Source organism: Vibrio sp. LaRot3 (genome assembly GCF_027587025.1).
Lineage (GTDB): Bacteria > Pseudomonadota > Gammaproteobacteria > Enterobacterales > Vibrionaceae > Vibrio.
In genome coordinates this window covers 1-25,926 of the sequence record NZ_JAPPTI010000019.1, presented here as the reverse complement: position 1 = coordinate 25,926, position 25,926 = coordinate 1, and the positions used below count along the sequence as shown (strand labels likewise).

At 44.2% G+C, this 25,926-nt stretch carries 23 protein-coding genes; 13 read left to right on the top strand and 10 right to left on the bottom strand.

Annotation, left to right across the window (positions count from 1 at the left end):
* Positions 1-2: 2 nt before the first annotated feature.
* The 5 genes from OH461_RS19480 to OH461_RS19460 are packed head-to-tail and all read left to right on the top strand — an operon-like array spanning position 3 to position 3,806.
* Positions 3-701, top strand: coding sequence for a MotA/TolQ/ExbB proton channel family protein (locus tag OH461_RS19480; protein ID WP_270022198.1), 699 nt, complete (start codon positions 3-5; stop codon positions 699-701).
* Positions 698-1,117, top strand: a complete 420-nt coding sequence (locus tag OH461_RS19475) for an ExbD/TolR family protein (RefSeq protein ID WP_270022197.1) — start codon at positions 698-700, stop codon at positions 1,115-1,117. Before OH461_RS19480 ends, OH461_RS19475 begins: the two co-directional genes overlap by 4 nt.
* Before the next feature lie 10 nt (positions 1,118-1,127).
* Positions 1,128-1,976 (top strand): heme/hemin ABC transporter substrate-binding protein, encoded by an 849-nt coding sequence (locus OH461_RS19470; protein WP_270022196.1) that lies wholly within the window; start codon positions 1,128-1,130, stop codon positions 1,974-1,976.
* A 10-nt stretch (positions 1,977-1,986) separates the two neighbouring features.
* Positions 1,987-3,024: a FecCD family ABC transporter permease gene (locus OH461_RS19465; RefSeq protein ID WP_270022195.1), complete on the top strand. Its 1,038-nt coding sequence runs from the start codon at positions 1,987-1,989 to the stop codon at positions 3,022-3,024.
* Positions 3,021-3,806, top strand: a complete 786-nt coding sequence (locus OH461_RS19460; RefSeq protein WP_270022194.1) for a heme ABC transporter ATP-binding protein — start codon at positions 3,021-3,023, stop codon at positions 3,804-3,806. Before OH461_RS19465 ends, OH461_RS19460 begins: the two co-directional genes overlap by 4 nt.
* Positions 3,807-3,879: 73 nt before the next feature.
* Here OH461_RS19460 and OH461_RS19455 read toward each other — a convergent pair whose 3' ends face one another.
* From OH461_RS19455 to rnb, 3 genes are all read right to left on the bottom strand, one after another.
* Entirely contained in the window at positions 3,880-6,063 is a 2,184-nt protein-coding gene (locus tag OH461_RS19455; RefSeq protein ID WP_270022193.1) for a hypothetical protein, read from the bottom strand.
* Between the two features lie 231 nt (positions 6,064-6,294).
* Positions 6,295-7,335, bottom strand: coding sequence for a GGDEF domain-containing protein (locus tag OH461_RS19450; RefSeq protein WP_270022192.1), 1,041 nt, complete (start codon positions 7,333-7,335; stop codon positions 6,295-6,297).
* Between the two features lie 139 nt (positions 7,336-7,474).
* Complete coding sequence (gene rnb, locus OH461_RS19445) at positions 7,475-9,478, bottom strand: exoribonuclease II (RefSeq protein WP_270022218.1); 2,004 nt, start codon at positions 9,476-9,478, stop codon at positions 7,475-7,477.
* 364 nt (positions 9,479-9,842) lie between these two features.
* Between rnb and OH461_RS19440 the strand changes: the two genes are divergently transcribed.
* Both OH461_RS19440 and OH461_RS19435 read left to right on the top strand, forming a co-directional pair.
* Entirely contained in the window at positions 9,843-11,813 is a 1,971-nt protein-coding gene (locus tag OH461_RS19440; protein ID WP_270022191.1) for a DEAD/DEAH box helicase, read from the top strand.
* 231 nt (positions 11,814-12,044) lie between these two features.
* The gene (locus OH461_RS19435; RefSeq protein WP_270022190.1) at positions 12,045-12,557 is read left to right on the top strand and encodes a prepilin-type N-terminal cleavage/methylation domain-containing protein; all 513 of its coding nucleotides are present in this window, start codon (positions 12,045-12,047) and stop codon (positions 12,555-12,557) included.
* A 66-nt stretch (positions 12,558-12,623) separates the two neighbouring features.
* Here OH461_RS19435 and OH461_RS19430 read toward each other — a convergent pair whose 3' ends face one another.
* A complete protein-coding gene (locus tag OH461_RS19430) occupies positions 12,624-13,130 on the bottom strand; it encodes a hypothetical protein (RefSeq protein ID WP_270022189.1) in 507 nt (168 codons plus the stop codon).
* Positions 13,131-13,143: 13 nt separating this feature from the next.
* Positions 13,144-15,462 carry a tetratricopeptide repeat protein gene (locus tag OH461_RS19425; protein ID WP_270022188.1) on the bottom strand — a complete coding sequence of 773 codons (2,319 nt, stop codon included), beginning with the start codon at positions 15,460-15,462 and terminating at the stop codon, positions 13,144-13,146.
* 338 nt (positions 15,463-15,800) lie between these two features.
* On the opposite strand from OH461_RS19425, the gene OH461_RS19420 reads away from it, so the two are divergent.
* Positions 15,801-17,273, top strand: a complete 1,473-nt coding sequence (locus tag OH461_RS19420) for a C69 family dipeptidase (RefSeq protein WP_270022187.1) — start codon at positions 15,801-15,803, stop codon at positions 17,271-17,273.
* Between the two features lie 43 nt (positions 17,274-17,316).
* Here the strand turns inward: OH461_RS19420 and OH461_RS19415 are convergent, their stop codons facing one another.
* On the bottom strand, positions 17,317-19,104 hold the full coding sequence (locus OH461_RS19415; protein ID WP_270022186.1) for a bifunctional alpha/beta hydrolase/class I SAM-dependent methyltransferase: 1,788 nt from the start codon (positions 19,102-19,104) through the stop codon (positions 17,317-17,319).
* A gap of 6 nt (positions 19,105-19,110) precedes the next feature.
* Positions 19,111-19,731, bottom strand: a complete 621-nt coding sequence (locus tag OH461_RS19410) for a CDP-alcohol phosphatidyltransferase family protein (protein ID WP_270022185.1) — start codon at positions 19,729-19,731, stop codon at positions 19,111-19,113.
* 360 nt (positions 19,732-20,091) lie between these two features.
* Between OH461_RS19410 and OH461_RS19405 the strand changes: the two genes are divergently transcribed.
* Genes OH461_RS19405 through OH461_RS19390 form a run of 4 tightly spaced genes read left to right on the top strand, consistent with a single transcriptional unit; the run spans position 20,092 to position 22,771 of the window.
* On the top strand, positions 20,092-20,850 hold the full coding sequence (locus OH461_RS19405; protein ID WP_270022184.1) for an energy-coupling factor ABC transporter ATP-binding protein: 759 nt from the start codon (positions 20,092-20,094) through the stop codon (positions 20,848-20,850).
* Positions 20,825-21,439, top strand: coding sequence for an energy-coupling factor transporter transmembrane component T family protein (locus tag OH461_RS19400; protein WP_270022183.1), 615 nt, complete (start codon positions 20,825-20,827; stop codon positions 21,437-21,439). Before OH461_RS19405 ends, OH461_RS19400 begins: the two co-directional genes overlap by 26 nt.
* Position 21,440: 1 nt before the next feature.
* Positions 21,441-21,986 (top strand): biotin transporter BioY, encoded by a 546-nt coding sequence (locus OH461_RS19395; protein ID WP_270022182.1) that lies wholly within the window; start codon positions 21,441-21,443, stop codon positions 21,984-21,986.
* Between the two features lie 56 nt (positions 21,987-22,042).
* A complete protein-coding gene (locus OH461_RS19390) occupies positions 22,043-22,771 on the top strand; it encodes a BPL-N domain-containing protein (RefSeq protein ID WP_270022181.1) in 729 nt (242 codons plus the stop codon).
* Between the two features lie 27 nt (positions 22,772-22,798).
* Here OH461_RS19390 and OH461_RS19385 read toward each other — a convergent pair whose 3' ends face one another.
* On the bottom strand, positions 22,799-23,737 hold the full coding sequence (locus tag OH461_RS19385; RefSeq protein WP_270022180.1) for a hypothetical protein: 939 nt from the start codon (positions 23,735-23,737) through the stop codon (positions 22,799-22,801).
* 319 nt (positions 23,738-24,056) lie between these two features.
* On the opposite strand from OH461_RS19385, the gene OH461_RS19380 reads away from it, so the two are divergent.
* Entirely contained in the window at positions 24,057-24,884 is an 828-nt protein-coding gene (locus tag OH461_RS19380; protein WP_270022179.1) for a delta-class carbonic anhydrase, read from the top strand.
* A gap of 100 nt (positions 24,885-24,984) precedes the next feature.
* Here the strand turns inward: OH461_RS19380 and OH461_RS19375 are convergent, their stop codons facing one another.
* On the bottom strand, positions 24,985-25,407 hold the full coding sequence (locus OH461_RS19375) for a hypothetical protein (RefSeq protein ID WP_270022178.1): 423 nt from the start codon (positions 25,405-25,407) through the stop codon (positions 24,985-24,987).
* Positions 25,400-25,675 (bottom strand): hypothetical protein, encoded by a 276-nt coding sequence (locus OH461_RS19370; RefSeq protein WP_270022177.1) that lies wholly within the window; start codon positions 25,673-25,675, stop codon positions 25,400-25,402. The genes OH461_RS19375 and OH461_RS19370 overlap by 8 nt, the downstream gene beginning before the upstream one ends.
* Positions 25,676-25,926: the final 251 nt, after the last annotated feature.

Sequence of the window (25,926 nt, the reverse complement as noted above, 5' to 3'; positions counted from 1 at the left end):
ACATGCAACAACTTAACGAATTACAGCAACAGTTAGGCCTAATGGCTTGGCCACTTATCATTTGTTCAGCACTCACGTTAATGATCATCACTGAACGCCTCTTTCAAGTGGCCATTAGTTTAGGCGTAGGTAAGCGCGCAATCAGAACAGAATTAACCAAGGTATCGCCAACCAATGGCCAACAACTTGAGCAACTAGCAAAAAAGCTGTCACCTCGCCGCCCACTGCTTTACAAAGGCGTTGCGATGCTATTAGCGCACCACAACTTTGACAAAGTACTTCGAGAAGATGCCGCGGGAATGTGGCTACAAGAAAAACGCCATCAACTTAACTCTGGGCTTCGTCTATTAACTTTAATCGGTGTGATCAGCCCACTCATTGGCTTATTAGGCACTGTGCTTGGCCTTATTGAAATGTTTAAAGGGGTAGCAGTATCAAGTGGCAACATCACCCCTAACGATCTTGCAGAAGGCTTGGGCATTGCAATGCGCACCACAGCGGCGGGCCTAATGATTGCCCTTCCAGCTATTGCGGGCGCGCAGCTATTAGGTTTATGGGCGGATAAGGTCATGGCCAAGCTTGAGCACACGCTCAACTACGTTAACTTATGGTTAGAAGGTATTAGCGTCACCGAAGCAACACCATCTTTTAATACCCTACAGAGTACAAACCCTCAACCGGCCAATGAGGCTTCACTATGATCAAAGCCTCTCAAGAAAAGCAAAACTATGGGTTAACACCCGACCTTACCCCTTTGCTCGATATCATCTTTATCGTCATGGTTTTCTTGATGCTAACTGCCGCGGTCAAACTCGAATCTCTTGAGGTTGACTTACCCACCACTGATTCACAAGCGGTTGCCGAAGTCGACACTCGCTCGATGAGCATCAATATCTTAGATGCCAAACCTCATTGGGCGATTGATGGCAAAGAGTATATCGACTGGGAAAACTTTACCCTCGCACTGCTTGAACAATACAAATCAAATTCACAGCCCATCGTCATTGGTGCTGAGAAAACCGCTGATATTCAGCATTTAGTTAGAGTGCTCGCTTTCTTACAAGAAAATGGCATAGAAGCGACACAGCTTTTGACTGAAGACAAACCGAATAACTAATGAGCTCAACATGAAAAAAACAACATTGATTAAAGGATTAGCCCTCGCCTCTCTCGTAGCATTTGCGCCCGTTTCTTTCGCGAAAGAACGCATCATCAGTGCTGGCGCCGCCGTAACGGAACTTATGATTGCTTTAGGCCAACAAGATCAATTGATCGCTGTGGATGTGACAAGCCAGCTACCTGATGGAGCGCAGCTTCCTAAAGTCGGCTATCACCGACAGCTCTCTGCTGAAGGTCTATTGGCCATGGGACCTACCAAGCTTGTTGGCTCCGATGAGATGGGGCCAGATACCGCTCTAGCACAGCTTAAATCTGCGGGTGTGAGTGTTGATATCGTCAATACAGAAGCTACACCAGAGGGGCTTCTACAACGAGTTGATCAAATCGCTAAGCTCACTCACAGTGAAGCGCAAGCGGCGAAAGTGAAACAAGACATTGAATCTAAAATTGAACTGCTAAACCAAGCAAAAGCCCAACAAACGGAAGTGAAAAAAGTACTGTTCTTACTCATTCACGAAGGTCGCCCTGCCAATGTAGCAGGTAGTAAAACCACACCAAATGCAATCATCGAACTTGCTGGCGGTATTAACCCAGCAGCCAATCAACTCGAGTCATACAAACCGCTTTCTGTTGAAGCCATGCTTGAAATGCAGCCAGACGTAATTTTGGTAAGCGGTCGCAGTTACCAAAAAATGGGCAGCGCTGATGCCATTCTTAAAGCGATGCCAATGCTCTCGGCAACACCAGCAGGCAAAACCAAAAACATCGTCACTATTGATGGTCATGCATTGGTTGGTGGCTTAGGTCTAAAAAGCCTAGAAGAAGCACAACGCCTAAGCGCTATTCTCAGCCAGTAATAAGGTTTGTATGCTGTTAAGACATGTTCCACTGTCGATAACACTGCTGATATTTAGTTTCGCTCTATTGGTGACGGCTGTAAGCTCCGTCACCATAGGACCGATGAACATCAGTTTTATCGATAGCCTCACCAGTTTATTCACGACCAATAACCAACTCGCTCCGCACATTAACCTAGTGATTCACGAAATTCGGTTCCCTCGAACAGTATTGTGTATGTTAGTTGGTGCGATATTGGCTGTCTGCGGCACAGTGATGCAAGGGCTATTTAGAAACCCCCTCGCAGAACCGGGTATAATTGGCGTATCAGCGGGGGCTGCATTGGGTGCTGCCATCGCTATCGTACTATTTGGCGAGATAAGCCAAGCTTACCCGCAATTGATGAACTTTGCCGCGGTACCCATTTTCGCCTTTTTTGGTGGCGCACTAACCACAATTGTTGTGTATCACTTAGGCACAAGCAAGATGGGCACATCTGTGACCATTATGCTATTAGCGGGTGTCGCTATCAGCGCGCTATCTGGTGCGGGGATTGGTTATCTAAACTTCATTGCCGACGACCAAATGCTGCGAGATCTTTCGTTATGGTCGATGGGCTCTTTAGCTGGTGCTAATTGGCAAAACATCCTACTTTGCTCAGCGGCTTTACTTGTCTTACTGTTTTGCTTTATGCGCAAATCTTTGGCTTTAAACGCTCTATTGCTTGGCGAAGCAGAAGCTAATCACCTTGGCATTCCAGTACAAAAGTTAAAGCGTCAGCTAATTTTACTCACCGCTGTAGGTGTTGGTGTGACAGTCAGTGTTTCCGGTATGATCGGCTTTATTGGCCTCGTGATCCCGCATCTTGTTCGCATGCTTTCTGGGCCAGACCATCGAACTTTGATTCCTATCTCTGCGTTGATGGGCGCGTTACTGCTCACTGGTGCTGATATGTTTGCTCGCGTCGCCGTTGCCCCTGCGGAACTGCCTGTAGGTATCGTAACCGCCATTATCGGTGCGCCATTCTTCCTTTACTTGTTATTCCAACAAAAAGGACGCATTTTATGACAAATCACGTCGTTTTAAGCGGTAACAACCTTTCTGTTACCTACGGAAAACGCAAAGTCTTGAATGAAGTCGACATTGAGATCAAAGCCGGTGAAGTAACCGCATTACTTGGTCCAAATGGTGCGGGGAAAAGTACTCTGCTTAAACTACTGTGCGGCGAAATCCCTTCAAACAATGATATTCGGATTTTCGATCAAGCGAAGCAAGATTGGCAAGCGAGCGAACTCGCTAAGCATGTCGGAATGTTGCCTCAACACAGTACGTTAAGCTTTCCTTTCTTGGCTCAAGAAGTGGTTGAGCTAGGGGCAATTCCACTTAATGTACCGAATAAGCACGCCAAAGCATTAGCGGATAAATATATGCTGATGACGGATGTCGCTCATCTTGGGAAAAGACTTTATCCATCTCTGTCGGGGGGAGAAAAGCAAAGACTACATTTAGCGCGTGTTTTGGTCCAACTTGACCAGTCAGAAGGCAAAAAGATTTTAATGTTAGATGAACCCACGTCTGCATTAGATCTCGCCCACCAGCACAACACCCTTAAGATCGCTCGTGATATGGCGAAAAATCACCATGCTGCCGTCGTTGTAGTATTGCATGATCTTAACCTTGCGGCGCAATATTCTGACCGCTTAGTCATTCTGCACCAAGGTAAGCTCGTTTGTGATAATCCACCGTGGCAAGCGCTGACAAGTGAAATGATTGAATCCGTTTACGGCTACCAATCCATTATTTCTGAGCACCCCACTCTTGGCTTCCCCATGGTTTACCCTGCGGAGTAAACGCTTTTATTTACAATGGATACAACAAAGGGCTCTTACGAGCCCTTTGATTTATAACAATTAGTATTGCAACTTACGATACCCAAGCCGTCTGCTTAGAACTATTACTAGCGTGCAGTGATCTTGCATCCATCCAAGCCAGTAGCGCCAAGATTAAACCGATCAGTAATAGACCGAAAACCATGCCTAACTGAATAAGGTTTTTAACAAACTTGTCTTCTGTATAACTTGTATCAACGTACAAATGCGTTTGTTGGTCTTGCTCAGCCACATCAACCACTACGCCATAATCTAATGCGAGAGATTGCTGCTCAGTCACCATCTTAATCACGCCCTCAAGGTAGCGACGCTTGAACGTTTTATCACTGCTTACTGCGTTACCACTACCGCGGTATTCTTTAAGTTTGTCCCATGCTGTTGGCTCGCTGTCATGGTTAACTAAGTGCACAACGACATTCGATTGCGATGCCGCTTGCTTCTGAGCATCGTTCACCGCTTTCATCCACTGAGCAATAACGATATCCACCGCTTCGCCTTTCATTGCCATCAAATCGCTCACTTTGTAACGTTTGACGTAATCATTCTCGCCAACATCTTCAAGATCATGCGCCAGAATTTCTTGCCAGCATGCATCACTTTCACAGCTTTCATCTTCAGACAACGACTGCCAAAGTCTTACCAGTTCCTGCTTACTCTGCTTGAAACCTTTCAGCGTTGGATTAATTTCAACCCACTTAGCCCACTTAGCAATCGCCGCTCTATTGATAGAGACGATGTTGTATTGTGGCTCAAGTGTTTGACCATAAATTCGTGCGTAAGAAGAAAGCATTAAGTAAGCGCTATTGCCAATTCTGCGCTTTGGCACATCATCATTGATATGCCACAGCTTAACAATGAACGGCTCACTGATCGCTTTAATATCCACTTGCGGTAAGGCATCAAACACACCATAGCTAGAACAAACCCCTGAGTTATAGCTAGAGGTATAGTTATCAGCACACACAGCAGCGATTGACTCTATTGAAACTCGCTGACCAACATTAGCCGCTTCAACAAACTGGCTTTGCTTTGCAATAGGATCTAACTCTGGGTGGGACAACATGCCAAAAATAGTCGTAAGCTTAGCTGGCCCCATGAACATGAAGAAGAATAAACTTGAGACAATAAAGCTCAACGCCATATATCTAAGGTGCAAGTTTGCAGATTTGTTGGTCGTCTTTGCTTGCTGTTCAATCGAATAATACGGCTGAACACTGACTACTTGACCAAGTTCAACACAAACTTCAAAGGACGTGGTTTTATTCAATGGCGTCTTATCCAACCATTGTTCTGGAATCGAATACTCATCGTACTTCTTCCAGTTCGTCGGACGCTGGATACGAATACACTTAATCTCGTGGTAATCGTTGATTGACTCTATCTCACCGCGCATTTTAGTAATGGTGTACTCTTGGCGAACTCGCTTAGCGCCTTTGTTCCACAACCACAATAGAATCACTGTGATAAACAAGTAGAAGAATACGATCACACCAGCGCTATCAGGGCTCGCGTCTTCAATGAAGAAAGCAAAGAGTAGACCTAAAGCAATAACGCCCGCCATCCATCCAAAACCTGGTTTTGCCGGGTCAAAATACCACTGTTCAACTTCTGTCGCTTTTCGCTCACTCAAGACCTCAACATTGGACTTCATTTCTTCCACTTTGATTTCAGACTGAGCAGGTTTGCTCGCTGGATATGTTGAGTTCGGTTCTGTGGCTACCGAAGAATCTAATTCGAACTCGGCACCCGGTTCCACAACATACTGTGCGTCATGTCCTGTTTGCTGTTCACCAGAACCCAACCAGTAGTCTTGAAGTGTTAGAACGTATACCTTGCCGTCATACGAAGCCACTTTACACATAATATTTTCAGGCGGAAACGCGGTCTCTTCCAAGTAGGCTATTATTTCATGATATGGCAACTCAACCATTACGCCGCCAATGGTAATAAGCTGCTCACCCCCACCCATATTTGAACTCAACTCTCTCATAACGAGGTCGCCTTCAATGACAGCGGTGTAGATGGTTTCGGTTGTTTTTATATTATGAACATCTCGAAGAATATCGAGCTCATGAGCACTCGCGGGAGTGGTAAAATCATCATCAAGTAATTCTTTGGTCGCCTGCTTCGCATTTGATTTTTCGCCTTTAAACGACAACATTGCGAACAGAGAAAAGACCAAAATACCGATCTTTAGTATTAAGACAAACTGGTCCATGCATTAGCCTACTGCGTTGTTATTGGTTTTGCTTGGGGTGAAATAAAAAAGGCCTCACATTGTTTATAAAGTAAGGCCTATTTAATAGCGGGCAATAATACGTGACTCACGCTCTCAATTTCTTAAAAGATCAATAAATTATCTATTTTTGTGCAACAGATCACCCAATAATCAGGAATGACAAGGCCGCAGATACCATCAAAGAAAACTCCATGATGTATTGCTGTACATCTATGCACCAAGGCAATGTTGAGTATCTAATAGCGATTCATGATAGAAGACTCGGTTCTTACCGTTTTTCTTGGCGAGATAGAGGTTTTCATCCGCGCCAGTTAAGATTTGGTCTTCCGAGAGGAAATGTGCATTTTTAACCAAACCACCGCTAAACGTCACGTGTATATCATTTTTAGAAGCCACAATCGAAGAGTCGCCGATAACCGACTGAATCTGATGTACAAAACAATTTATGCATTCATCTTTAGGCAAGTTATCCCCGATAGTGACAATAAACTCTTCACCTCCGGTTCGATACACGTGTTCTGGGCCACACGCGTTTTGTAACCTTTCGACGACCGCTTTAAGTACGTCATCTCCACCTTCATGTCCCAATGAATCATTGATGTGCTTAAAATCGTCAACGTCAAACATCAATAGGTAATCAATCGAGCCTGCTTGATGTTTAAGTTGGTGGACTAATGCTCTGCGATTTAACGCTTGAGTTAAAGGGTCATGCAGTGCCATGTGCCTTAATTCGTTGACGGCTTTCTCTCTGCTGGCTTCATAAACGTGCGAGATAACCCATACACATACATAAGCTAGCGAAAAATTCGCCAATACCATCTCTGGGTTGATTACTGTGTTTGAAAGAGCGCCGATAACGATGCACGTTTCAGTGACAAGAAAAACAGCGCTTGTAACTACGGCGACACGTTTACCCAAAGCTAGATAGAAAACTGTTGGCAATGCCAAAGACCATAAAAACAACATACTTTGGATGGTATGTACGGTCGTCCCATATATAACTAGAGTTGCTAAAATAAAAGTGTGGCAAGGTAAAAACCACCCTCTTACTGGCTTAGACTTGATGTCTAGCAGCATCCAGAACGAAAGTGAACAATAACCTAGCTCTAGAACGCCCAACATTGGTGCTTTTACTTCAAAGAAAAATAGATTACCAAGGCCTAATACCAGCGCAGCAAACCCCAAGTTGAGACACAGACCTTTTAACACTCTGCGCCTTAAATTTGCCGTACTATCTAATATTCCTGTCATCTGCCACACCAAACCATTGCAAGATGAGGAAGTCTATCAAAGTTTGAAACAAAAGGAATGGGGTACTATTTAATGCATGGCATAAAAAAAATCCCCCGACACTGTCGAGGGATGTTTAATGACTCATTTGATATCGAGCTTATTCAGCTTTAGGTGCTGCCTGCTCTACCTTCGCTGGCTCGGCGAAAATTTGGGTTGGCTTAGCCACTAGGTTACGGTTTTCTTGATTGACTTCTGCAAGTACCACCTCTAGCGTGTCACCTAAACGGTATACTGTTTCTTTATCAATAAGAACCATACCTTGTTCACCGTTGCACTCTAGACGCTCTTTGTTTGCCAGAATCAACGAAGCAGGAATGAATGCCGCAGCGCCATTTTCTAACAAGCGCACACGCATGCCTGCGCGGTTAATATCGAAGATCTCACCATTAAACTTCGTCTCTTTTGCAGGATCTTCTGCAAGAGTACGTGCATATAACCAGTCACCCACATTGCGCTCAGCAATTTTATGATGCTTACGGTGCAGAGCAAGCTCTTCGCCCACGGTTTCATCTGCCGTTTGAACTGGCTCTTTGCCTAGGATGTGTGCTTTTAACATGCGATGGTTAATCATATCGCCATATTTACGGATTGGTGAGGTCCATGTCGCGTAGATATCAAGACCCATCGCGTAATGCGGCAATGGCTGATTACCAATTTCACTGTACGTTTGGTACTTACGAATGCGGTTATCTAGGTATGAAGTATCTTGCTCACCCAACCAACGACGCATTGCAGCAAAACCTTCTAGAGTTGCAATAGATTCAGCGGTAAATGGCAAATCACCTTGTGGGTTAACCAATTCAATCACGTCAGCAATCTTTTCAGCTTTAATACCCGCATGATGGTTAAACACGCCAGAGTTAAAGCTCGCTTGTAGAGTCTTACCTGCGCAGATATTCGCAGTGATCATTGACTCTTCAACCAAACGGTTTGCACTGCGACGCAAGTCAGCATGAATGGCCACAACATCGTTGTCTTCACTAAGCTCAAAACGGTAGTCAGGACGATCCGGGAATACAACGGCATTCTTCTCACGCCATTCTGCGCGAGCTTGAGCAAACTTATGCAAGTCTGCCACGATTTGTGCGATCTCATCACTTGGCTGCCAATCTTTAGATTCGCCAGTTTCAAGCCAATCTGAGACATGGTCATAAGCCAAGCGAGCATGAGATTTGATGTTCGCAGCGAAGAACTTGATGTCATCGCCAATTACGCCATCTTTCGCTACCGTTACTGTGCAGCATAGCGCTGGGCGAACTTCATCTTGAATCAGAGAGCAAAGCTCATCCGCTAGGTCACGTGGCAACATAGGAATGTTACGGCCCGGCAAGTAAATAGTGAAACCGCGTTCACGCGCTACCTTATCCATCTCAGAGTCTGGCGTAATGTAAGCGGTAGGATCGGCAATCGCGACCGTTAGCTCAAAGCTGCCGTCTTCTAGCTGCTTCGCGTACAAGGCGTCATCCATATCTTTGGTTGACTCGCCATCAATGGTTACAAACGGTACGTGCGTCATATCGACACGTTCTAAATCGGCGTCGTCTTTGATTTCCCAATTATCGATGCCCGCTGGCTCGCTATTCGGCAGATCGTTTTGCGCTAGAGTTACCCACCAAGGCGCAATTTTGTCATCAGCGTCAGTAATCTTCTCAGAGATCTCGGCGAAGAAGCCATTATCACCTTTTAATGGGTGGCGAGTAAGATGAGCAACAACCCAATCACCTTCTTTTAGATCATCACTCTTCAGACCTTTTTGCGTCTTAGCCTTTAGCGATAGTTTTTTCAGCTGCGGATGATCCGGCGTTACGTTAAGTTTGCCTTTAAATAGCTTAACTCGGCCAATGAAACGAGTAATGCCTTGTTCCAATAACTCTTCTGGTTCAGCTTGTTCACGATCTTTCTCAATACGAATGATCGCTTTTACTTTATCGCCATGCATACATTTCTTCATATATGGTGGTGGGATAAAGAAGCTGGTTTTGCTGTCTACTTCTAGAAAGCCAAAGCCTTTTTCAGTTGCTTTGATGGTGCCTTCTTTCTTAGGTAGGTTTTCTTGAATTTGCTGCTTGAGTTGAGCCAGTAGAGGGTTATCTTGGAACATCTTTATTTTTTCACTAACAAAATTGGCGTCACTATAACATTCGCAATCTGACCAAGCTACTGAAAGCACCATTTAGTTCGCCTTATAAACCAACAATAAATGCGCAAATAAGTAACGTTATCCTACTTATGTGACATGGATTAGCCCCAAAACGTCTCTTTCGAGAAAAAATTGTGATGAATTTCAATTTTTTCTGGCTTTTTTTATGCTTTTAAGGAATAATCCGCCTCCCTTAGACGTCCCTAGCGGCTTGATGCGTTTTAACACTTATCCGCATCTGAATGGATTCAGCGATTGAGCTTGGATTTGTATTGGAATTTGTAGAGCTCGTGGGACCTTTTGTTTTTAATTTAGTGGGATCCCAATGACAGATTCTGTAATTCAATTTAGTGAATTAGCACTAAACGACGCCATTCTTTCAGCACTTGATAGCATGGGCTTCGTTTCTCCAACTCCTATCCAAGCAGCAGCTATTCCTCACCTTCTAGAAGGTAAAGATGCCCTAGGTAAAGCTCAAACTGGTACAGGTAAAACAGCAGCATTCTCTCTTCCGTTGCTAAACAAACTAGACCTATCTCAACGTAAGCCACAAGCTATCGTTCTTGCTCCTACTCGTGAGCTAGCGATCCAAGTTGCAGCTGAAATCAAGAACCTAGGTAAGAACATTTCTGGCCTTAAAGTTCTAGAAATCTACGGCGGTGCTTCTATCGTTGACCAAATGCGTGCTCTTAAAAATGGCGCACACATTGTTGTAGGTACTCCTGGCCGTGTTCAAGACCTTATCAACCGTGACCGTCTACACCTAGACGAAGTTGATACGTTCATCCTTGATGAAGCAGATGAAATGCTGAACATGGGCTTTGTTGACGACGTAACAGAAATCATGGAGCACGCTCCTGCATCTGCACAGCGCGTTCTATTCTCTGCAACTATGCCTCCAATGCTGAAAAACATTGTTGAGCGTTTCCTACGTGACCCAATCACTGTCGACGTTGCTGGTAAAAACCACACAGTTGATAAAGTGGAACAACAGTTCTGGGTTGTAAAAGGTGTAGAGAAAGACGAAGCAATGTCTCGTCTACTTGAAACTGAAGAAACTGACGCGTCAATCGTATTCGTACGTACTCGTCAAGATACTGAGCGTCTAGCTGATTGGCTATCTGCACGCGGCTTCAAAGCCGCAGCACTACACGGTGACATCCCTCAGTCACTACGTGAGCGTACGGTAGATCACATCAAGAATGGCGTTATCGATATCCTAGTTGCAACTGATGTTGTTGCTCGTGGCCTTGACGTGCCACGCATCACGCACGTATTCAACTACGACATCCCATTTGATGTTGAGTCATACATTCACCGTATCGGCCGTACAGGCCGTGCTGGTCGTAAAGGTAAAGCGATCCTTCTCGTTCGCACAAACCAAATCCGCATGCTTCGCACTATCGAGCGCGTAACTAAATCATCAATGGAAGAAATCCAACTTCCACTACGTGATGAAGTAGCAGCAGCTCGTCTAGTTAAACTAGGTGCAGAGCTTGAAGCTGATAAAGAGCACAAAGCACTAGACAAGTTCTCTGAGCTTGTAGAGAAGCTACAAGAATCTCTAGAAATCGATGCAGCGACACTTGCAGCGATTCTACTTAAGCGTCAACAAGGTAAGCGCCCTCTATTCTACATCGGCGAAGACCCAATGATTGAAGCGATTGAGCGTGACAAGCAACGTCGTAAAGAACGCCGTGAAGGCGGTCGTGACGGTGGCCGCGATGGCGCTCGTCGTAGCTTCAACAACCAAGACTGGGATACTTACCAGCTTCAAGTTGGTCGTGAGCAAGGCGTTCAAGTTAAAGACATCGTTGGTGCACTAGCTAACGAACTTGGCCTAACGAAAGGTTCTATCGGTGCTATCAAACTAGCGCAAGGTGAAACTTACGTTCAGCTACCAAAAGCAATGAGCTCTGACGCAGCAAGCAAACTAAGCAAGCTACGTATTCGCCAGAAAGAAGTTGGCGCAGTAGTTTGTGACTTCGATGACTTCCGCGAGCCTCGTGGCCGTCGTGACGGTGGTCGCCGTGATGGTGGTCGTGGTCGTCGCGATGGCGGTGGTTACCGTGGTAACCGCGATGGCAACCGTGAAGGCGGCTACCGTGGCAACCGCGACGGTAATCGTGATGGCAACCGTGACGGTAACCGCGAAGGTGGTTTCCGTGGCAACCGTGAAGGTGGCCGTGGTGGTCGCGATGGCGAGCGTCGTTTCGACCGCAACCGTGGTGGCGACAACCGCGGTAACTACCGTGGCGAACGTGGCCATGGCCGTAGCCGTCGCAACGAAGACTAATCTCAGCTTCTACGCTTAGAACTAAAAACAGCCGCTCGATGAGCGGCTGTTTTGTTATCAGTAAAATAATAAACGCCCTCTCACCTTTCTCATATACGAAACGATAGAGTGTAAACTCTAAATGCCGTTTCTCACTTGCGAGCCACAGATCTTGTTTTGAAAGTAAGACAATAGACGCTCATAAATTGGATTCGTATCCTCTCGCCATAACCCTATTAATTACAATGAATTATGGATGTATCATTAAAATATCGGGGAAAAGCGAAAGGCTTTACACTCATTGAAATGGTGGTAGTGATTGTCGTGCTTGCAGTTTTAAGCGTAACGGCAGCCTCTGCTTACCTTAATGTGGCAAAAGAAGCGCGCATCGCCACATTACTGGGGGCGAAAGATGCGTTAGCAACGATCAATTACCAAGTCTATACAAAAGCGGTGTTACAGAACCAACAAGACGTCAATGATGGTAACATGAAGAATATCGACCTTGATAATGATGGCATCAACGATGTCGTTGGACACTTTGGTCTGATCAAATATGTAGAAGCGGCAGAAGAGTTAAGCGGCCTAGATCCAAGATTTACGATCCGCACATGGTATGGCGTAGACCATGTTGGCGAACCTTACTTCTTAATTGGATTTACTGACCGCTCACCAAGCAGCAGCAATTTGTGTTACGTTGAAGTCTACTACCCTGACAGTGGAAACGGCAACGTCATCTATACACCTATCACTGACGATTGCTAAATAAAAAGCACTGATACCGCCAAGGTGTCAGTGCTTCATTTCATTCTATTACTTTGCAATCCTATTTTAGGACGTCGGGCACATATAAGAACCGACAAGCGGTACTTCTAGAGCTTTACCAGTCAAATCACAGCCTTCGTGCTCGACAATCTGCAAAGGCTTATCGGCAATATTAAAATAACGATAATCCGCCATCGAGTTTAGAACTTGGTATCGGTAAGTGAACTCTTCATCAGGATAAATAAACTCTAAACCTTCCAGTCGTTCAATTTCACCGTCACTGCGCAAGGCGAATGTGGTTTCAATGACCCAGTATTCCTCTCGCTCTTGCAGCGACTGTTCTATCATCTCAAGGTGGGCTTCGTAGCACTCGTGCAGCAGTTCCGAAAAATGATATTCCGTTTCTCTTTCCGTCAAATTGATGGGTTGAAAATATAGATGAGGGATACACTCCGTGCCCTGCACATCTTTAAATACAGCGCCAATTTCACCTTGCTGGAAAAGCGAATATTCACTTTTACTTAAAACAAGACGTTGCTTAAACTCGGTATAGTTAATCGTTGCATCGATCATTGATTCAAACCCTTTATTCTAAATCTTCTAAAATCGTTAGCATCTCTTCCAAACCTTGATATCCATAAAGATCAACATCTGAGAAATAGCCTAGATAATTTGTAATCCATCGCTTCATTTCACCTTCGTCATCAAGTTCCTGTGCTAATTCAACTTGCTTAATACAAAGCTGTGCCAACGCGCGAGATTCCTCAACACTTGTTTCTTTTAATAGGTAACTCTGCCAACAAGCGCTCAATTGCTGCATGGATTGGCGAGTTTCGAGATAACGAGTGTTAAAGATTGATACATGGATCACGCTTGCCTCTAGAGCGGGAGACTGAGCCAACAAAAACTGTTCTGTGATTTTATTAACCATCGCAACCGCCTGCTCTTGATCGGCTCGATCATTCAACTTAGCCCATGAAAAACAAAGCCTTGCATATCGAACTGCAAATTGTTCAGGCCAAGATGAGTCAGGAATAATGCTCTCGATGGCTTTCAGATACTCGCGAGTCGAGTAACACTCTCGCTCCGCATATTCCAGCGCTTCTGCTAAACCATCAAGGTAATTCGAATATAAGACATCGCTTTGCTGAGGGTTGTGAACTTCAACTAAAGAGCACACTGCATCATAGAGTACGCTATCGCAAGCCGATGATGTGACTGATAGGTTATTCCAGTTTTTCACAGATTCGATGAGCAGTAACTTTAACGCGCTCAAGCATTCGCGCACAAAGAGCGGCTGTGTTGCAATGGCTTGTGCTCTTTTATTCGGACGAACCACGCCTTCTTCATCGAAGCCACCTTCTCCTTCCCATTCCTCTAACCAATCATCTTCGTCAGCCAAACCGTAGTCATCTGCAGCATAGTAGTCACTATCAACACCTTTAATTCCAAAACGTTGGCAAGCCAAGGCTGCAACGTCAATCGCATCGTCATACAGCCCCCAATCGAAGGCTTGCTGGGTAGCGGCTAACCAATTGTGCAGTTGCTGTTCATCAGAAAAATCGTTTTGTACAAGCTCTTCTTTAACTGTAACAAATGTCTGCTTATGTGCAGATTTAGCGGCAAAGTAACTGTTTTTCTTTGCCAGATAGACCATCTCTTGAATACGGTCGTCCTCACAATCACCTTGATAACGATTTAGCAGACGTCGATAGCACTCTAGCGCTTCCTGATGGCGAGATACATTACCCAGCGCAACACCTAAGTTATACATCGAACGGGCAATATACTGATGGCTGGTTGCATCGGTAAATGCTTTGTTTTGCTCAATAAAATCTTGATAAATAGAAATCGCTCGCTCAGCATGACCTATGGCCAAATAAGACCGAGCGATTGATTGCCACATAGATCGTTGCTGTTTAACGTCCACATCATGAGCTTTAACCAAACTGGTATATCGAACAAAAATATCATCAAGCATAGCGACATCAGAAAGATAGCTCGCCTGTTCTAACATCAGGTCTAGCAAGCCCTGCCAGCTCTCGCCTAATTGCTCTAGCTTAACAGTCGTGGTCGATATTGCATCTAAGTAAGTGGTCGCAAAATCAGCCATTCGTCTATGGTTGTTCACAAGAGAAAAGGCATACAAATGCTGGTAGGCAAGCTCAAGCAAATCTGGTGTCGGTGTCACTCTTATCTGTTGGGACAACTGAGCCCAATCAAACCCTAACTCTGTGATTTGCTCTATCGAAGCGACAAAGTCTTTAGCGCGCTTAATGTGACGATAGATCGCACTTCTAGAATCAACCCGACCTTTGTCGTAAACGCTAAGTAGTTGATTAAATTCATGCTTAGCGCCAACAAAATCACTTTGAGATAACTTCAGACACCCCGCATGAAGACGTGATTCCGCCGCTACCGTTTTCTCTTCAAGATCGCTCTGTTCGATGACTACAGTCAGCTCTGAATAAAGGCTTAGTGCCTTTTCAAACTCGCCTAGATCCGCAAGAAAACCCGCATGGTAACAATTTAACTTATGCAGCGTGACAGGACTGTTAGGGTGTTCAATACTCGTTACGGCATGAATTGCCTGTTTAAAAAACTCATGCCCCTCACAGCCATCGTGAGGAATCCGATGTGCAAGATTAATTGCTTTGTTCAAGTAGGCTTCAAGCACGTTTTTTATAACGTCGGTATCTTCCTCTCCCGAAAAACGTTCAATCAACTGCTGATAAACGTCGTTTTCCGCTCGGCTATCCCCAATATCATCATAGGCGTAAGCCACTCGAATCATCGCATTTGACACCGCTAAAACGGCTGCTGGAGTGGGTTCTTCTGCAAGCTTGCTTTCTAAAAACGCTAAGGTGTTTCTAGCATCAACTAAACGTGAATCTGTCTCTGACATGGTCTATTTCTTTATTTCTATCAATGACACGATTATTTCATTAATTATCAATTATTTTCAGCGATAGACAATAAAATCTGATCTCAGTCATTATCACAAACACTGTAACTTCATGCGGTAAGTTATAACTATGAAAAAACCAAAAACTGCATATTTATCAAATAATTATTCAGGTCAATTTTGTGATCGAATAGTCAATAAGCAGTTACATTACTCCATATACTCGAAGCACAACATTCTCACAGAATGATAATAATAAAGGGACAAGATTCCCTAGCTTCGCAAATACAACTGACATGAACTTTGTTTTTTCTCATAGATAACTTTGGAGAGTTAGTATGAAAACTTGGTCTGTAACATTTGTAGCGAGTGCAGTGGCTCTCGCAGTTAGTAGTAGTGCTTTCGCTTGTACTGGTTTAATTGTCGGTAAAGGAGCTTCAGCAGATGGCAGTATTATGATTGCCCGCAATGAAGACTTCGGTATTAACAACTGGAACAAGCATTTAGAGTTCCGCCCGGCGCAAGACAATGAAGCCGGAGACTGGGACTTAGGTAATGGCCTTGTCGTTCCTATGCCAAAACACTTTTTCGCTTACTCCGCTATTCCGGATTGGGACGCACATACCGTCAATAACGAGGGCAAATTTTACGAAGAGCGCGGCATTAACGAACACAATGTCGCTATTTCGGCGACCACCAGCGCTGAAATAAACGAGCGCGTCGCTAAAATCGACCCGCTCAACGACAACGGTGTTATCGAAGCCGTGATTCCTACTCTGATCCTTCCTCAAGCAACATCCGCCAAACATGCCGTTGATCTCCTCGGTCACTACATCGAAACTTATGGAGCGGGCGAAGGGAATAGCCTATACATTGCTGACGTCAATGAAGCGTGGTTATTTGAAATTGGTTCAGGCCACCACTGGATTGCAGTCAAAGTACCTAACGACAGCTACGCAATGATCGCCAATGGATTGCGTGTTCACGGCGTAAACCTTGATAGTAAGGATGTTGTACACTCAGCCAACCTGTTCGAGTTTGTTCAAGAACAGAAACTCTTAGCAAAACCAAATAAGAAATCTTTCAACTTTGCTAAAGCATTTGGCGTGATTGCTGACGTATATAATGTTGATCGCGAATGGCTGGGTCAGAAAATGCTGACCCCTTCCAAAAAGCAAAAAACAAGAATGGAACAGTATCCTCTATTCTTAAAACCCGATCAGAAAATTTCAGTTAATGATGTGGCGGAAGTATTGAGCGCGACTTATGAAGGCACAAGCCTTGAAGAAAAAGGTCAACGCCCTATTCGCGTCGAAAGACAGCTAGAATCGCATATTATTCAACTGCGTCCTGAGATGCCTCAAGAGCTACAAGGATTGATTTGGCAAAGCTTTGGTGTATTGCCAGAGTCAGTATTAGTCCCGCTATACACTACACTACAAGATTACCCGAAAGCTTACCAAGTCGGTGACGATACTTATAGTGATGAGTCGGCATACTGGCAGTTCCGTAGTTTGACTGCATTGGCAACCGCGAATCAAGACAAGTACCTACCTATGCTTAAAGCAACATGGAATAAGGAAGAGAGCAAACTTTACAAGCAAGTTCAACACCTTGATTCAACGCTAGAAACCGTTTACAAAACCGATAAACAAGCCGCTCTGAACATGGCGTCAGACTTCTCCTATGGTCAGCTGATTCGCACCTTGAACATGGCAACAGACCTAAGATATAAAATGATGACCGACCTGACTAAGAGCACTGAGAAGAAATACTCAGATGAAGAGTTCGAGAAAATCATGAACTTGTAACATCAACTAAAACGGAGCCTTGTGCTCCGTTTTTTAACCTAAATTAAGACTTATCGGATACTTTTCGCGCTATCGATACCGTAAAGATACCCATCTCATCGATTCGTTGTTCTATCTTCTTAAAACCCGCTTGCGCAACGAGCTGATCCATTTCCGCTTGGCTTCGACGTCTCATTACCCATGCTTGGCCATCTCGATGACTCGTCAACGCTCTAGCAATCAACTCTAGCTGAGGATGCCAAGGTTGTCCTGTGTAAACAAGGTAACCGCCCTCTTCCACGTTCTCACCAATACCCGCAAGTGACGTACGAATCATATCGTTATCGGGGAACAACTCGTATAACCCTGACACCACCGCTAAGTTTGGCTTAAACGGCAACTCAGTATAACTTTGCTGAGCAAAAGCATCTGCTTTAACAAAGTTAACGTAGTCATCCATGCCTTTTTCTTCAATTAGCGTGTTCCCATCTCGAACATTAATATCACTGTAATCACGCAATAGCACACTATCTGGCTTGGTCTGCGATTGCTCTATCGCTTCCAAGATATAACGGCCATGGCCTGCTGCAATATCAAGCAATCTCACTTCACCCTGCTCAGTTTTGAGCTCTGCCATTACTTGGTTAAGTAGCTCTTCAAGGTGAACTTTGCGTTGACGAATACCTTTCCAACCTACTGACTGCAAGTAGATCTTATCAATAAGTTTACCAAACTGACCTTCGCCTTGAGGCTGGTTGCGGTAGACATAATCCAAGGTACTTCCGGAATCGAAACCGGTATCAAAACCAAGCTTAATACCCTCAGAAAACCGACTTCCGTAAGCCATTGAAGCTCGATACATATCCCAAAATTTAGCTCTCAAAGAGTTTGCTGGCAAAGGCATCGACAAAGATTCGGCTTCTGCGCAAAATACACCTTCTTTATCCGCATTAATGAGTGATTTAACGTTATGCGGCTTGGCAAATTGCTCGGTGACAAAACGTCGAATTCTCTTAACTACCCCCTCTCTATCACGTTCACCTAACGTGTCATGATAAAAGCCGTGGCAAATATGCAGTTCTTTCGTTTGTGAACCCAAACGATCATAAAAATCTTGTTGCGGTTTCTGCCTTACGACCCAATCTGAGCCTGAGACTAATATCTGTGTCGGTACAGTAATCGCCGCTGCATCTGCAACAATACGTTTCGCCGTATCATGCAAACCGAGCAACATGTTCACCGATATCGGACGAGTGATGAGAGGGTCTTGCTCGTATGAGCGCACTCTCTGCTCATCATGAGTTAAAAATTTGGCTTTTACGTAACTATTTACAAAGAAATTCCCTTTCACTTTTTGCATTAGTCTTAAACTAGGTATCGCAAGAGGGACATATAATTTAATGCTAAAAGCTGGAGAGGCTAGCACTAAAGCTCGAATATCCGGCGCATAGTCATGTACCCAAGTAGAGGCAATTACCGCCCCAACGCTTTGTGCAATCACCACCGTCTCAGACATTATTAAGCCATGGGTTTGTTCTAGGTGAGCCATAAATGTTTGAATGTCTCGAACACTGGTTCCAAAACTTGGGCTATCACCCCTTTCACCTGGAGATTCACCATGACCTCGGGCATCCCACGCGAAGAAATCAAAGTCATCTAAACCCAGCTCGTCAACGAGGTGCGCTATTCTACCGCTATGCTCATGCCCGCGATGAAACATCACCACGGATTTCTTAGTAGAGCCTACCGCTTTGCTAGGCCAGTGACGATACTTCAACTCAACACCATCATGAGTCATAAAAGCATTCATCTCACACACTTGCTCTTCTGCTAACTTATTTACAGTATTCATATATGCTTATGCCTCTTGACTATTTTTAGCGCCGATTTTTATACCGCTACGAATCCGATTGGTGATGGTGACAAGTAAAAGCAGCAATGTAATAGCAAGCACTACATTCACCCACCAAGCTGAAATTACGCCCAACCCCCAAAACAAGCTCAAAGCGCCAAATACGAACGCGCGATCACTCTTACCCATTGGCCCATCGTAACGTCTGTCTGCGCCAACCATTAATCCCAACGCTCCGGTATATTCACTCAAGGTGGCTAAGAAAATAATACTCAATACCAAAATCGGGCTTACCCCGACTAGCAGCGCAAAAGGCACAAATAACGCAGTGTCAGCAATAACATCTGAGAGTTCATTGAAATAAGCACCTAATGGCGATTTCTGACCAAACTCTCGCGCAAGCATGCCATCCATCGCATTAAGTGCCATACGGATAAACATCCAAACAGGGACGATAAAAAACAGTTTTGCGTGTTCGATGTTCAGCGCGAGTAAAGTACCGACTGCGATAGAAACAAGCATGGCAAACAAAGTCACTTGATTTGCAGTGACACCAAACTTGTATAACTGACGAACAATGGGACGGAGTAGATTTTGGAACTTAGACTTCAACACGTAAATAGACACAAATTACGCCTTATTTGTTAATACTTTATAGAATCAATATGATGGCATAATCATACGCAACCGTGTTGGCAATTATTTGAACCAACCCTTGTTTATCACAATTTGGCCCACAAACATGATGGCGATTATTTATACCAATCACAGCACGGTTTTTACTTTGAGTTATGCTCAACAGATCCGACCGCTTCTATAATCTCATTTCCCTTGTACTTCTGTGGTTTACCACGCATTTTCTAGTTGCTACTATGCGCAACAAGTGAGTATCAACCATGAACTCTTTTATCTATCGCCTGATAAGGCTGAATTACGTTTAGGAAATAATGCCATTATTCAACAAGAGTAACGGTATGCTAACTCAATATGAACAGTAGTACCCAGACTCTCCCACAAGACAAAACGGCGACATCAATCAAGGTAAAGAATATTTGCTTAGATATTGGTGAAAAGCAGGTATTGGACAACCTGTCCTTTGACCTACAAGCAAAACGCTTGGGTATTATTGGCCGTAACGGTTCTGGCAAATCTACTTTATCTCGCGTGCTTTCTGGTCTAATTGAAATCTCTTCGGGCGAGCTGACTGTTGCCGGGATCAACCCTTTCAAAGATAGAAAATCAGCAATCAGAGAGATTGGGCTGCTATTTCAAAACCCTGATCACCAAATTATCTTCCCTACGGTTTTAGAAGAAGTCGTTTTTGGCTTACGCCAATTAGGGCAACAGAAAAAACAGGCAGAAGAGGCCGCATTAGAAACGTTGCGAGGATTTGGTAAAGAACACTGGCGAGATGTGCATACCTCAGCGCTTTCACAAGGGCAAAAGCACCTCGTCTGTTTAATGGCCGTAGTAGCAATGAAACCAAACCTCATTATCCTTGATGAGCCATTTGCCGGTTTAGACATTCCAACTAAGAAGCAACTTCAACGCTATCTTGAACAGTTCCCGGGCAGTTTGATTCATATTAGCCATGACCCGAATGATTTAGAAAACTACAACCAGTTACTTTGGCTAGAAGCTGGAAAAATTGCAGCTATCGGCGACAAAGATGAAGTGTTGCCGAAATACCTCGCAGAGATGCACAGAATTGGAGACAGTGATGATATCTCTATCCTCTCCGATTGAGACACGAGCACATAACTGGAGCGCTGGGCTCAAACTAGGTGCACTCTGTTTGGCCACCTTGGTGCTTTTTTATGTTGATAACCTCGTCTTTCATGGCCTATTTCTCGCCTCGGTACTCGTTCTATACGCATTACCGGGAAAAACGTTTTTTACCAGCGGCTTACGATACATCACTGTCGTTTGGCCGTTTATTCTAGTGGTTGGCCTTTGGCACATTTGGACGCAAGAAATCACGCTGGGCGTAACGACAATAATTAGATTGGTCTCTGCTATCGCACTAGCCAACCTCGTTACGATGACGACCCGTTTATCAGACATGATTGATGTGGTTCGCTACCTTGCTCGTCCTTTTCAACGCCTAGGGTTAAACACCAGAGCATTGGAGCTCGCAATCGCTTTAGTTATTCGCATGACGCCTGTGCTACTGACCAAGGGGCAGAACCTCTCTTGGGCATGGAAAGCACGCTCGAACCGACGTTCCGGCTGGCGAATTATATTACCTTTTACTGTGGTCGCACTCGATGACGCAGACCACGTCGCCGAGGCGCTTCGCGCTAGAGGTGGCACTATGGACTTGGAGAAAGACTAACATGGAAAAAAACATCGCTTACACCGCTCTATTTGCGGCTTTAATTGCTGCACTAGGCATGGTGCCTAAAATCACTTTAGCCTTTGGTGTCCCGATCACAGCTCAAAGCCTTGGCATAATGCTATGTGGCACTATCTTAGGCGCTAAACGCGGTGGCCTAGCGGTCCTACTCTTCTTATTGCTTGTCGCTTTAGGGTTGCCATTATTGTCTGGGGGCAATGGGGGTTTAGGCGCTTTCGCATCCCCAGCAGCAGGCTTTCTATTCGGTTGGCCAGTAGCGGCATTTGTCACTGGCTTGATCGTAGAAAAGTGGCGTAGCGGTAACATTGCCGTAGTAGCTACTGTAGCCTCAATTCTTGGTGGCATTGTAGTCATGTATGTTTTCGGTATTGTCGGAATGTCAATCGCTCTTAAGAAAACCGCGCTTGAAGCCGCTGCATTAGTGACTGCGTTTATTCCTGGAGATATCGTGAAAGCGGTTATTGCGGGTCTACTAACCTCTGCGATTGCTAAAGCACGCCCTGCCAGTTTGCTGTCGAGAGCGTAATAAACCTTCGTTTATTAGCCACCATACCTAAATAAATTGCCGCGAGAGTGACGCAAATGAAGACTCTGATCTATACCGACAACGTATCAGCCAACCACATTCTCTACTATGCGTTGGGCAAACTTCGCGGCAAAGAAAACGTCTTCTTCGTCAATGCAAATGAGATTCTTGAGGGGACACTAACAAAAGATGTCAGTCTTTTTGTTATGCCCGGAGGCGCGAGCCGATACAAAGCCGCTAAGCTTAATGGCCCTGCTAATGAATTAATCAAGCAATACATCGCGAAAGGCGGAAGCTACTTGGGAATTTGTGCGGGCGCTTACATGGCTTGTGAGACTACGTATTGGGCTAAAGGTGCTCCTCACGAAATCATTGCGCACAATGAACTCAGACTTTTCCCCGGTGACTCAATCGGCCCTATTGATGCTTATGGCCGAGGGGACAACTACAACGGCACTAACGCTCGTATTGTTACCTTAGAGTATGAAGGCGAACGTATCCCTTCACTTTATATTGGAGGCTGTGTTTTCCAACCTAAAACCGTCAACGGCTATGAAGTATTAGCCACTTTCACTGAACTACCAGGCCAACCTGCCGCCATTGTCAGCGGAAACTACGGAATGGGGAAATGGCTCTTGTCCTCCACCCATCCTGAATACGACAGTGAATCCCTTGAGCTATTAGACTTTAATGTGGTCGGTAATGACTACCAACACTATTCTAACCTTGATAACAGCTCCGTACTCAACCTAGAACTGTTCGAACGATTATTAGACAAACTATAAAAATGGCACTCTTAGCGACTAAGTTACTTAACTAGATAACCTACTTTTGTTAGTGACGGTGTAATAGTAACTGTTGTGTTTATCCAAAGACATTTGGTTCAATAGCATCACTTCTTTGGTTGCTTCAATTGATTCTTTAGCTTGAACAGTAATGTTACCGGACTCTATGTCGACTTGATGCCGAGTAACTAGATACTGTTCTCCAACTGACAAGTTTTCAATTCTCACCGTTAGATCCACTTGCTCTGACGTTTCTCCTAGCACAAACAGTCTTACTGGATATTGCTGTTCATGTTCAGCGCTATTGAGCGTTACATCCTGGACAGCGAAACCAAAAAAGAAGTTTGAAGGATTACGCAACGTATATGGTTTCGCAGAGCTAGAAAAAGCAACTTCATCAACTTTTACCTTGCCATAGTTTCGATTATTACTGTTATAAGTGATTTCACCAGAGTCATAACCGGTAACGACTACAAAGTGGTCTAAAAACCAAGTTGGATTGGAAGATGGATTTCTCTTCACACCCGAAAATACTGGCGATTCATTTTTCAGGCTTTCTTTGAGCCACAAAACATAATCATTAACACCATTACCGCTTTGGTTAATATACGTCGTGTATTTAAAGCCCAGTTTCTTTAACACGGGTTCAATTTCATCGGAATAGAGATCGAGGTGTTTTGGGTTACCCAGTTGATTGATGACTTTCTGGGAATGGTAGTATCCGTAATACAAAGCAATCATTTGAATCGACACTTCACCACACCACCCCACGCGATCCACTCCTGGGGTAAACACATCCCAATTTAGGTTTGGAATGTTTAGCTCTACTCGATTCTCTGTACTGACATAGGGGGCCTGTGCTGCCGCTATCTCACTGTTAATAAAAACCTGTTTGGGCTTTTCATACTTGCATGACACCAAAAACGCCATGGACAACATCAATAAGCTTTTAACCGGAAACCTCATTCAACAACTCGCCCTATCTCGACCACAACAATATGTGAATGAAGGGCAACTTAACACAGCCACCTAAAGTCAGTGACACTAGAACTAATACATCTCTCAGCAATGCGACCTAACCGAAAGTTATTGTAATAAATACTCCTTGTCACTTTCTAAGTAATAACTCACACCTAACAAGCGATAACAAACATAACAATAAACTCGCAAGCCATTAAGAGTCACATTTACCGCTGTCTCAAAAGTCAGCTTTGACAATTAAAGGTATCTTTTTTGTCCGTCAGACGAATAAAACCAACAACACTTCAAATTAGGAAATTTAAACATGGACGCAAAACTCATTGCCCCTTCAATCGCCATCATTTTCTTGTCCGCAACAGCGGTAGCCAACTCAGTTGATGATAGCGTCATCGAACATCAACGAGCTGCATTGCAGGAAAACACGAAAGGTAAAGGCTTTGGCCCTCAATCGCCCCGGGATATAGACAGCCTCATCGGCAGCAACTCACGCAAGTTTGGAGTAGCACCAAACTACTCGAAAATGAATTTGTGTAATATCCATTTCCACAAAAATGCTGAGCACAAAGGTGGCGAATTTAGTAAATATGCAGGCAATGGTGACGGCAAAGGCCATAATACTGGTTACTTATATAACGGCTCGTTAAGCAGCGAAGAACTCAAACCATTTGCAGATAAAAACAGTGACCTAAAGTCAGGAGACACAATCGAAGTTCATTACGTGTTTTCAACAGCACAACTATCACCTGGCGCGACGCTCGGTGCCTGCCTCTCCGATTCGTTGAACAACCCACAACTTCGCGTAGAAACTCAAGTATCAGTGTTAGTGAATGACGACAGTGCTCTAGATTTCAAAAGCTTAACTGAATTTGATCTAAAAGATGGCTATTACCAAGCATTCAACATCCCAACGAACACCGGTAAACCAGTACAATACGCAGGTTCAACAACTGGGCCTAGTTACAACGAAAAAGGCTCTCCCCTTCAAGTAACATGGAGCGTAAGACCAAAAGTAAATAAAGTGAATATCGCTAGTGTAGCCAAGTGGCTAGAAGGAAATGAATTTAACGAAGATCATGCTCACGGTGTCCGAAACCTCGTAATAAACCCCGCGCTTCTTTCTTCAGGTGAATAAGGGAAACGACAAGTTACGAAAGATGGCCTAGACAATAGGCCATCTTTGGGCGCAAATGATACGGGCACAATGAAACGCCCTAAATACCACCTACCTGGGCTCACTCAACGCGAGCCAAGTTACTTCGCTCGATACTTTGGTAATGTTCCACAACGCTTTGAACATCTGAGTCAGTCAATACGTGGATAGGGATTTTTCTAGCCACTTTTTTACCTTTGTGAACCACATCTAAAACAAGTGACTTTTTCTCGTGACGTACTGAGATAATCGCACTATTCGGTATTAGGAAGCTAGAACGCATAGGACCAGGTTTTACCTCGGAATAATCACTATAAAAGGTCAGAAACGCGTAGCTCCTTAGATGAACATGAAGTGCTAATTTCACCAATGCAATACCAAAGCAGACAGGTGCAACCACAATGCCGGCGATTACCAAAAGGACCACTAAAAATCCGTCTGGAAGCAGTCTTTTTTCATCAATCCGAAAAACTTTTACTGGACTTTCAATTACAACTTCACTCACAGCTTTGCTCCTTCAAGAAAACGGCTTTCTGATGCTCATCCATACTTTTTCTAACGCCGATGATTCCTAAAATACCAATAGGAACAAAGAAAACAAAGCCTGCCATCGAGATATAGGCCAATGCCTTAATCCGTAGAGATTGGTAAAGGAAACCAAACAAGCTTAAACCATATCCGACCGTCATAATATGACCAAGCCCTTGGTAATGGGGGTCAGTATATAGTGAAATGACAACAATTAAATTTATGAATAATGACAATATGTACATGATATTCTCTCTACCAAAAAGACGCACTAGCACCAAGCAAGCAATTCTTACTCAGCACCAAACAGACACTAAAACAAGCCAAAATTTTATCGGCATCAATTCCATTTAAGTAGGAGTATTGAATATAGTCTCTTCACCCTTGGGAGTACATCACATAATCAAAAGCCAATTAAGAAAGTTACATTTATAAATTCAAATTGAGATAAAACTCATTAGTAACGACATTTACACTACATATATAATACAAACAA

Excerpts from the sequence above, each read along its gene's own strand:
- OH461_RS19470 (WP_270022196.1), top strand. The coding sequence starts at position 1,128 with ATGAAAAAAACAACATTGATTAAAGGATTAGCCCTCGCCTCTCTCGTA.
- OH461_RS19480 (WP_270022198.1), top strand. The coding sequence starts at position 3 with ATGCAACAACTTAACGAATTACAGCAACAGTTAGGCCTAATGGCTTGG.
- OH461_RS19465 (WP_270022195.1), top strand. The coding sequence starts at position 1,987 with ATGCTGTTAAGACATGTTCCACTGTCGATAACACTGCTGATATTTAGT.
- OH461_RS19475 (WP_270022197.1), top strand. The coding sequence starts at position 698 with ATGATCAAAGCCTCTCAAGAAAAGCAAAACTATGGGTTAACACCCGAC.
- OH461_RS19405 (WP_270022184.1), top strand. The coding sequence starts at position 20,092 with ATGAACAGTAGTACCCAGACTCTCCCACAAGACAAAACGGCGACATCA.
- OH461_RS19435 (WP_270022190.1), top strand. The coding sequence starts at position 12,045 with ATGGATGTATCATTAAAATATCGGGGAAAAGCGAAAGGCTTTACACTC.
- OH461_RS19455 (WP_270022193.1), bottom strand. The coding sequence starts at position 6,063 with ATGGACCAGTTTGTCTTAATACTAAAGATCGGTATTTTGGTCTTTTCT.
- rnb (WP_270022218.1), bottom strand. The coding sequence starts at position 9,478 with ATGTTCCAAGATAACCCTCTACTGGCTCAACTCAAGCAGCAAATTCAA.
- OH461_RS19460 (WP_270022194.1), top strand. The coding sequence starts at position 3,021 with ATGACAAATCACGTCGTTTTAAGCGGTAACAACCTTTCTGTTACCTAC.
- OH461_RS19425 (WP_270022188.1), bottom strand. The coding sequence starts at position 15,462 with ATGTCAGAGACAGATTCACGTTTAGTTGATGCTAGAAACACCTTAGCG.
- OH461_RS19395 (WP_270022182.1), top strand. The coding sequence starts at position 21,441 with ATGGAAAAAAACATCGCTTACACCGCTCTATTTGCGGCTTTAATTGCT.
- OH461_RS19385 (WP_270022180.1), bottom strand. The coding sequence starts at position 23,737 with ATGAGGTTTCCGGTTAAAAGCTTATTGATGTTGTCCATGGCGTTTTTG.
- OH461_RS19380 (WP_270022179.1), top strand. The coding sequence starts at position 24,057 with ATGGACGCAAAACTCATTGCCCCTTCAATCGCCATCATTTTCTTGTCC.
- OH461_RS19390 (WP_270022181.1), top strand. The coding sequence starts at position 22,043 with ATGAAGACTCTGATCTATACCGACAACGTATCAGCCAACCACATTCTC.
- OH461_RS19420 (WP_270022187.1), top strand. The coding sequence starts at position 15,801 with ATGAAAACTTGGTCTGTAACATTTGTAGCGAGTGCAGTGGCTCTCGCA.
- OH461_RS19450 (WP_270022192.1), bottom strand. The coding sequence starts at position 7,335 with ATGACAGGAATATTAGATAGTACGGCAAATTTAAGGCGCAGAGTGTTA.
- OH461_RS19430 (WP_270022189.1), bottom strand. The coding sequence starts at position 13,130 with ATGATCGATGCAACGATTAACTATACCGAGTTTAAGCAACGTCTTGTT.
- OH461_RS19400 (WP_270022183.1), top strand. The coding sequence starts at position 20,825 with ATGATATCTCTATCCTCTCCGATTGAGACACGAGCACATAACTGGAGC.
- OH461_RS19440 (WP_270022191.1), top strand. The coding sequence starts at position 9,843 with ATGACAGATTCTGTAATTCAATTTAGTGAATTAGCACTAAACGACGCC.
- OH461_RS19415 (WP_270022186.1), bottom strand. The coding sequence starts at position 19,104 with ATGAATACTGTAAATAAGTTAGCAGAAGAGCAAGTGTGTGAGATGAAT.
- OH461_RS19370 (WP_270022177.1), bottom strand. The coding sequence starts at position 25,675 with ATGTACATATTGTCATTATTCATAAATTTAATTGTTGTCATTTCACTA.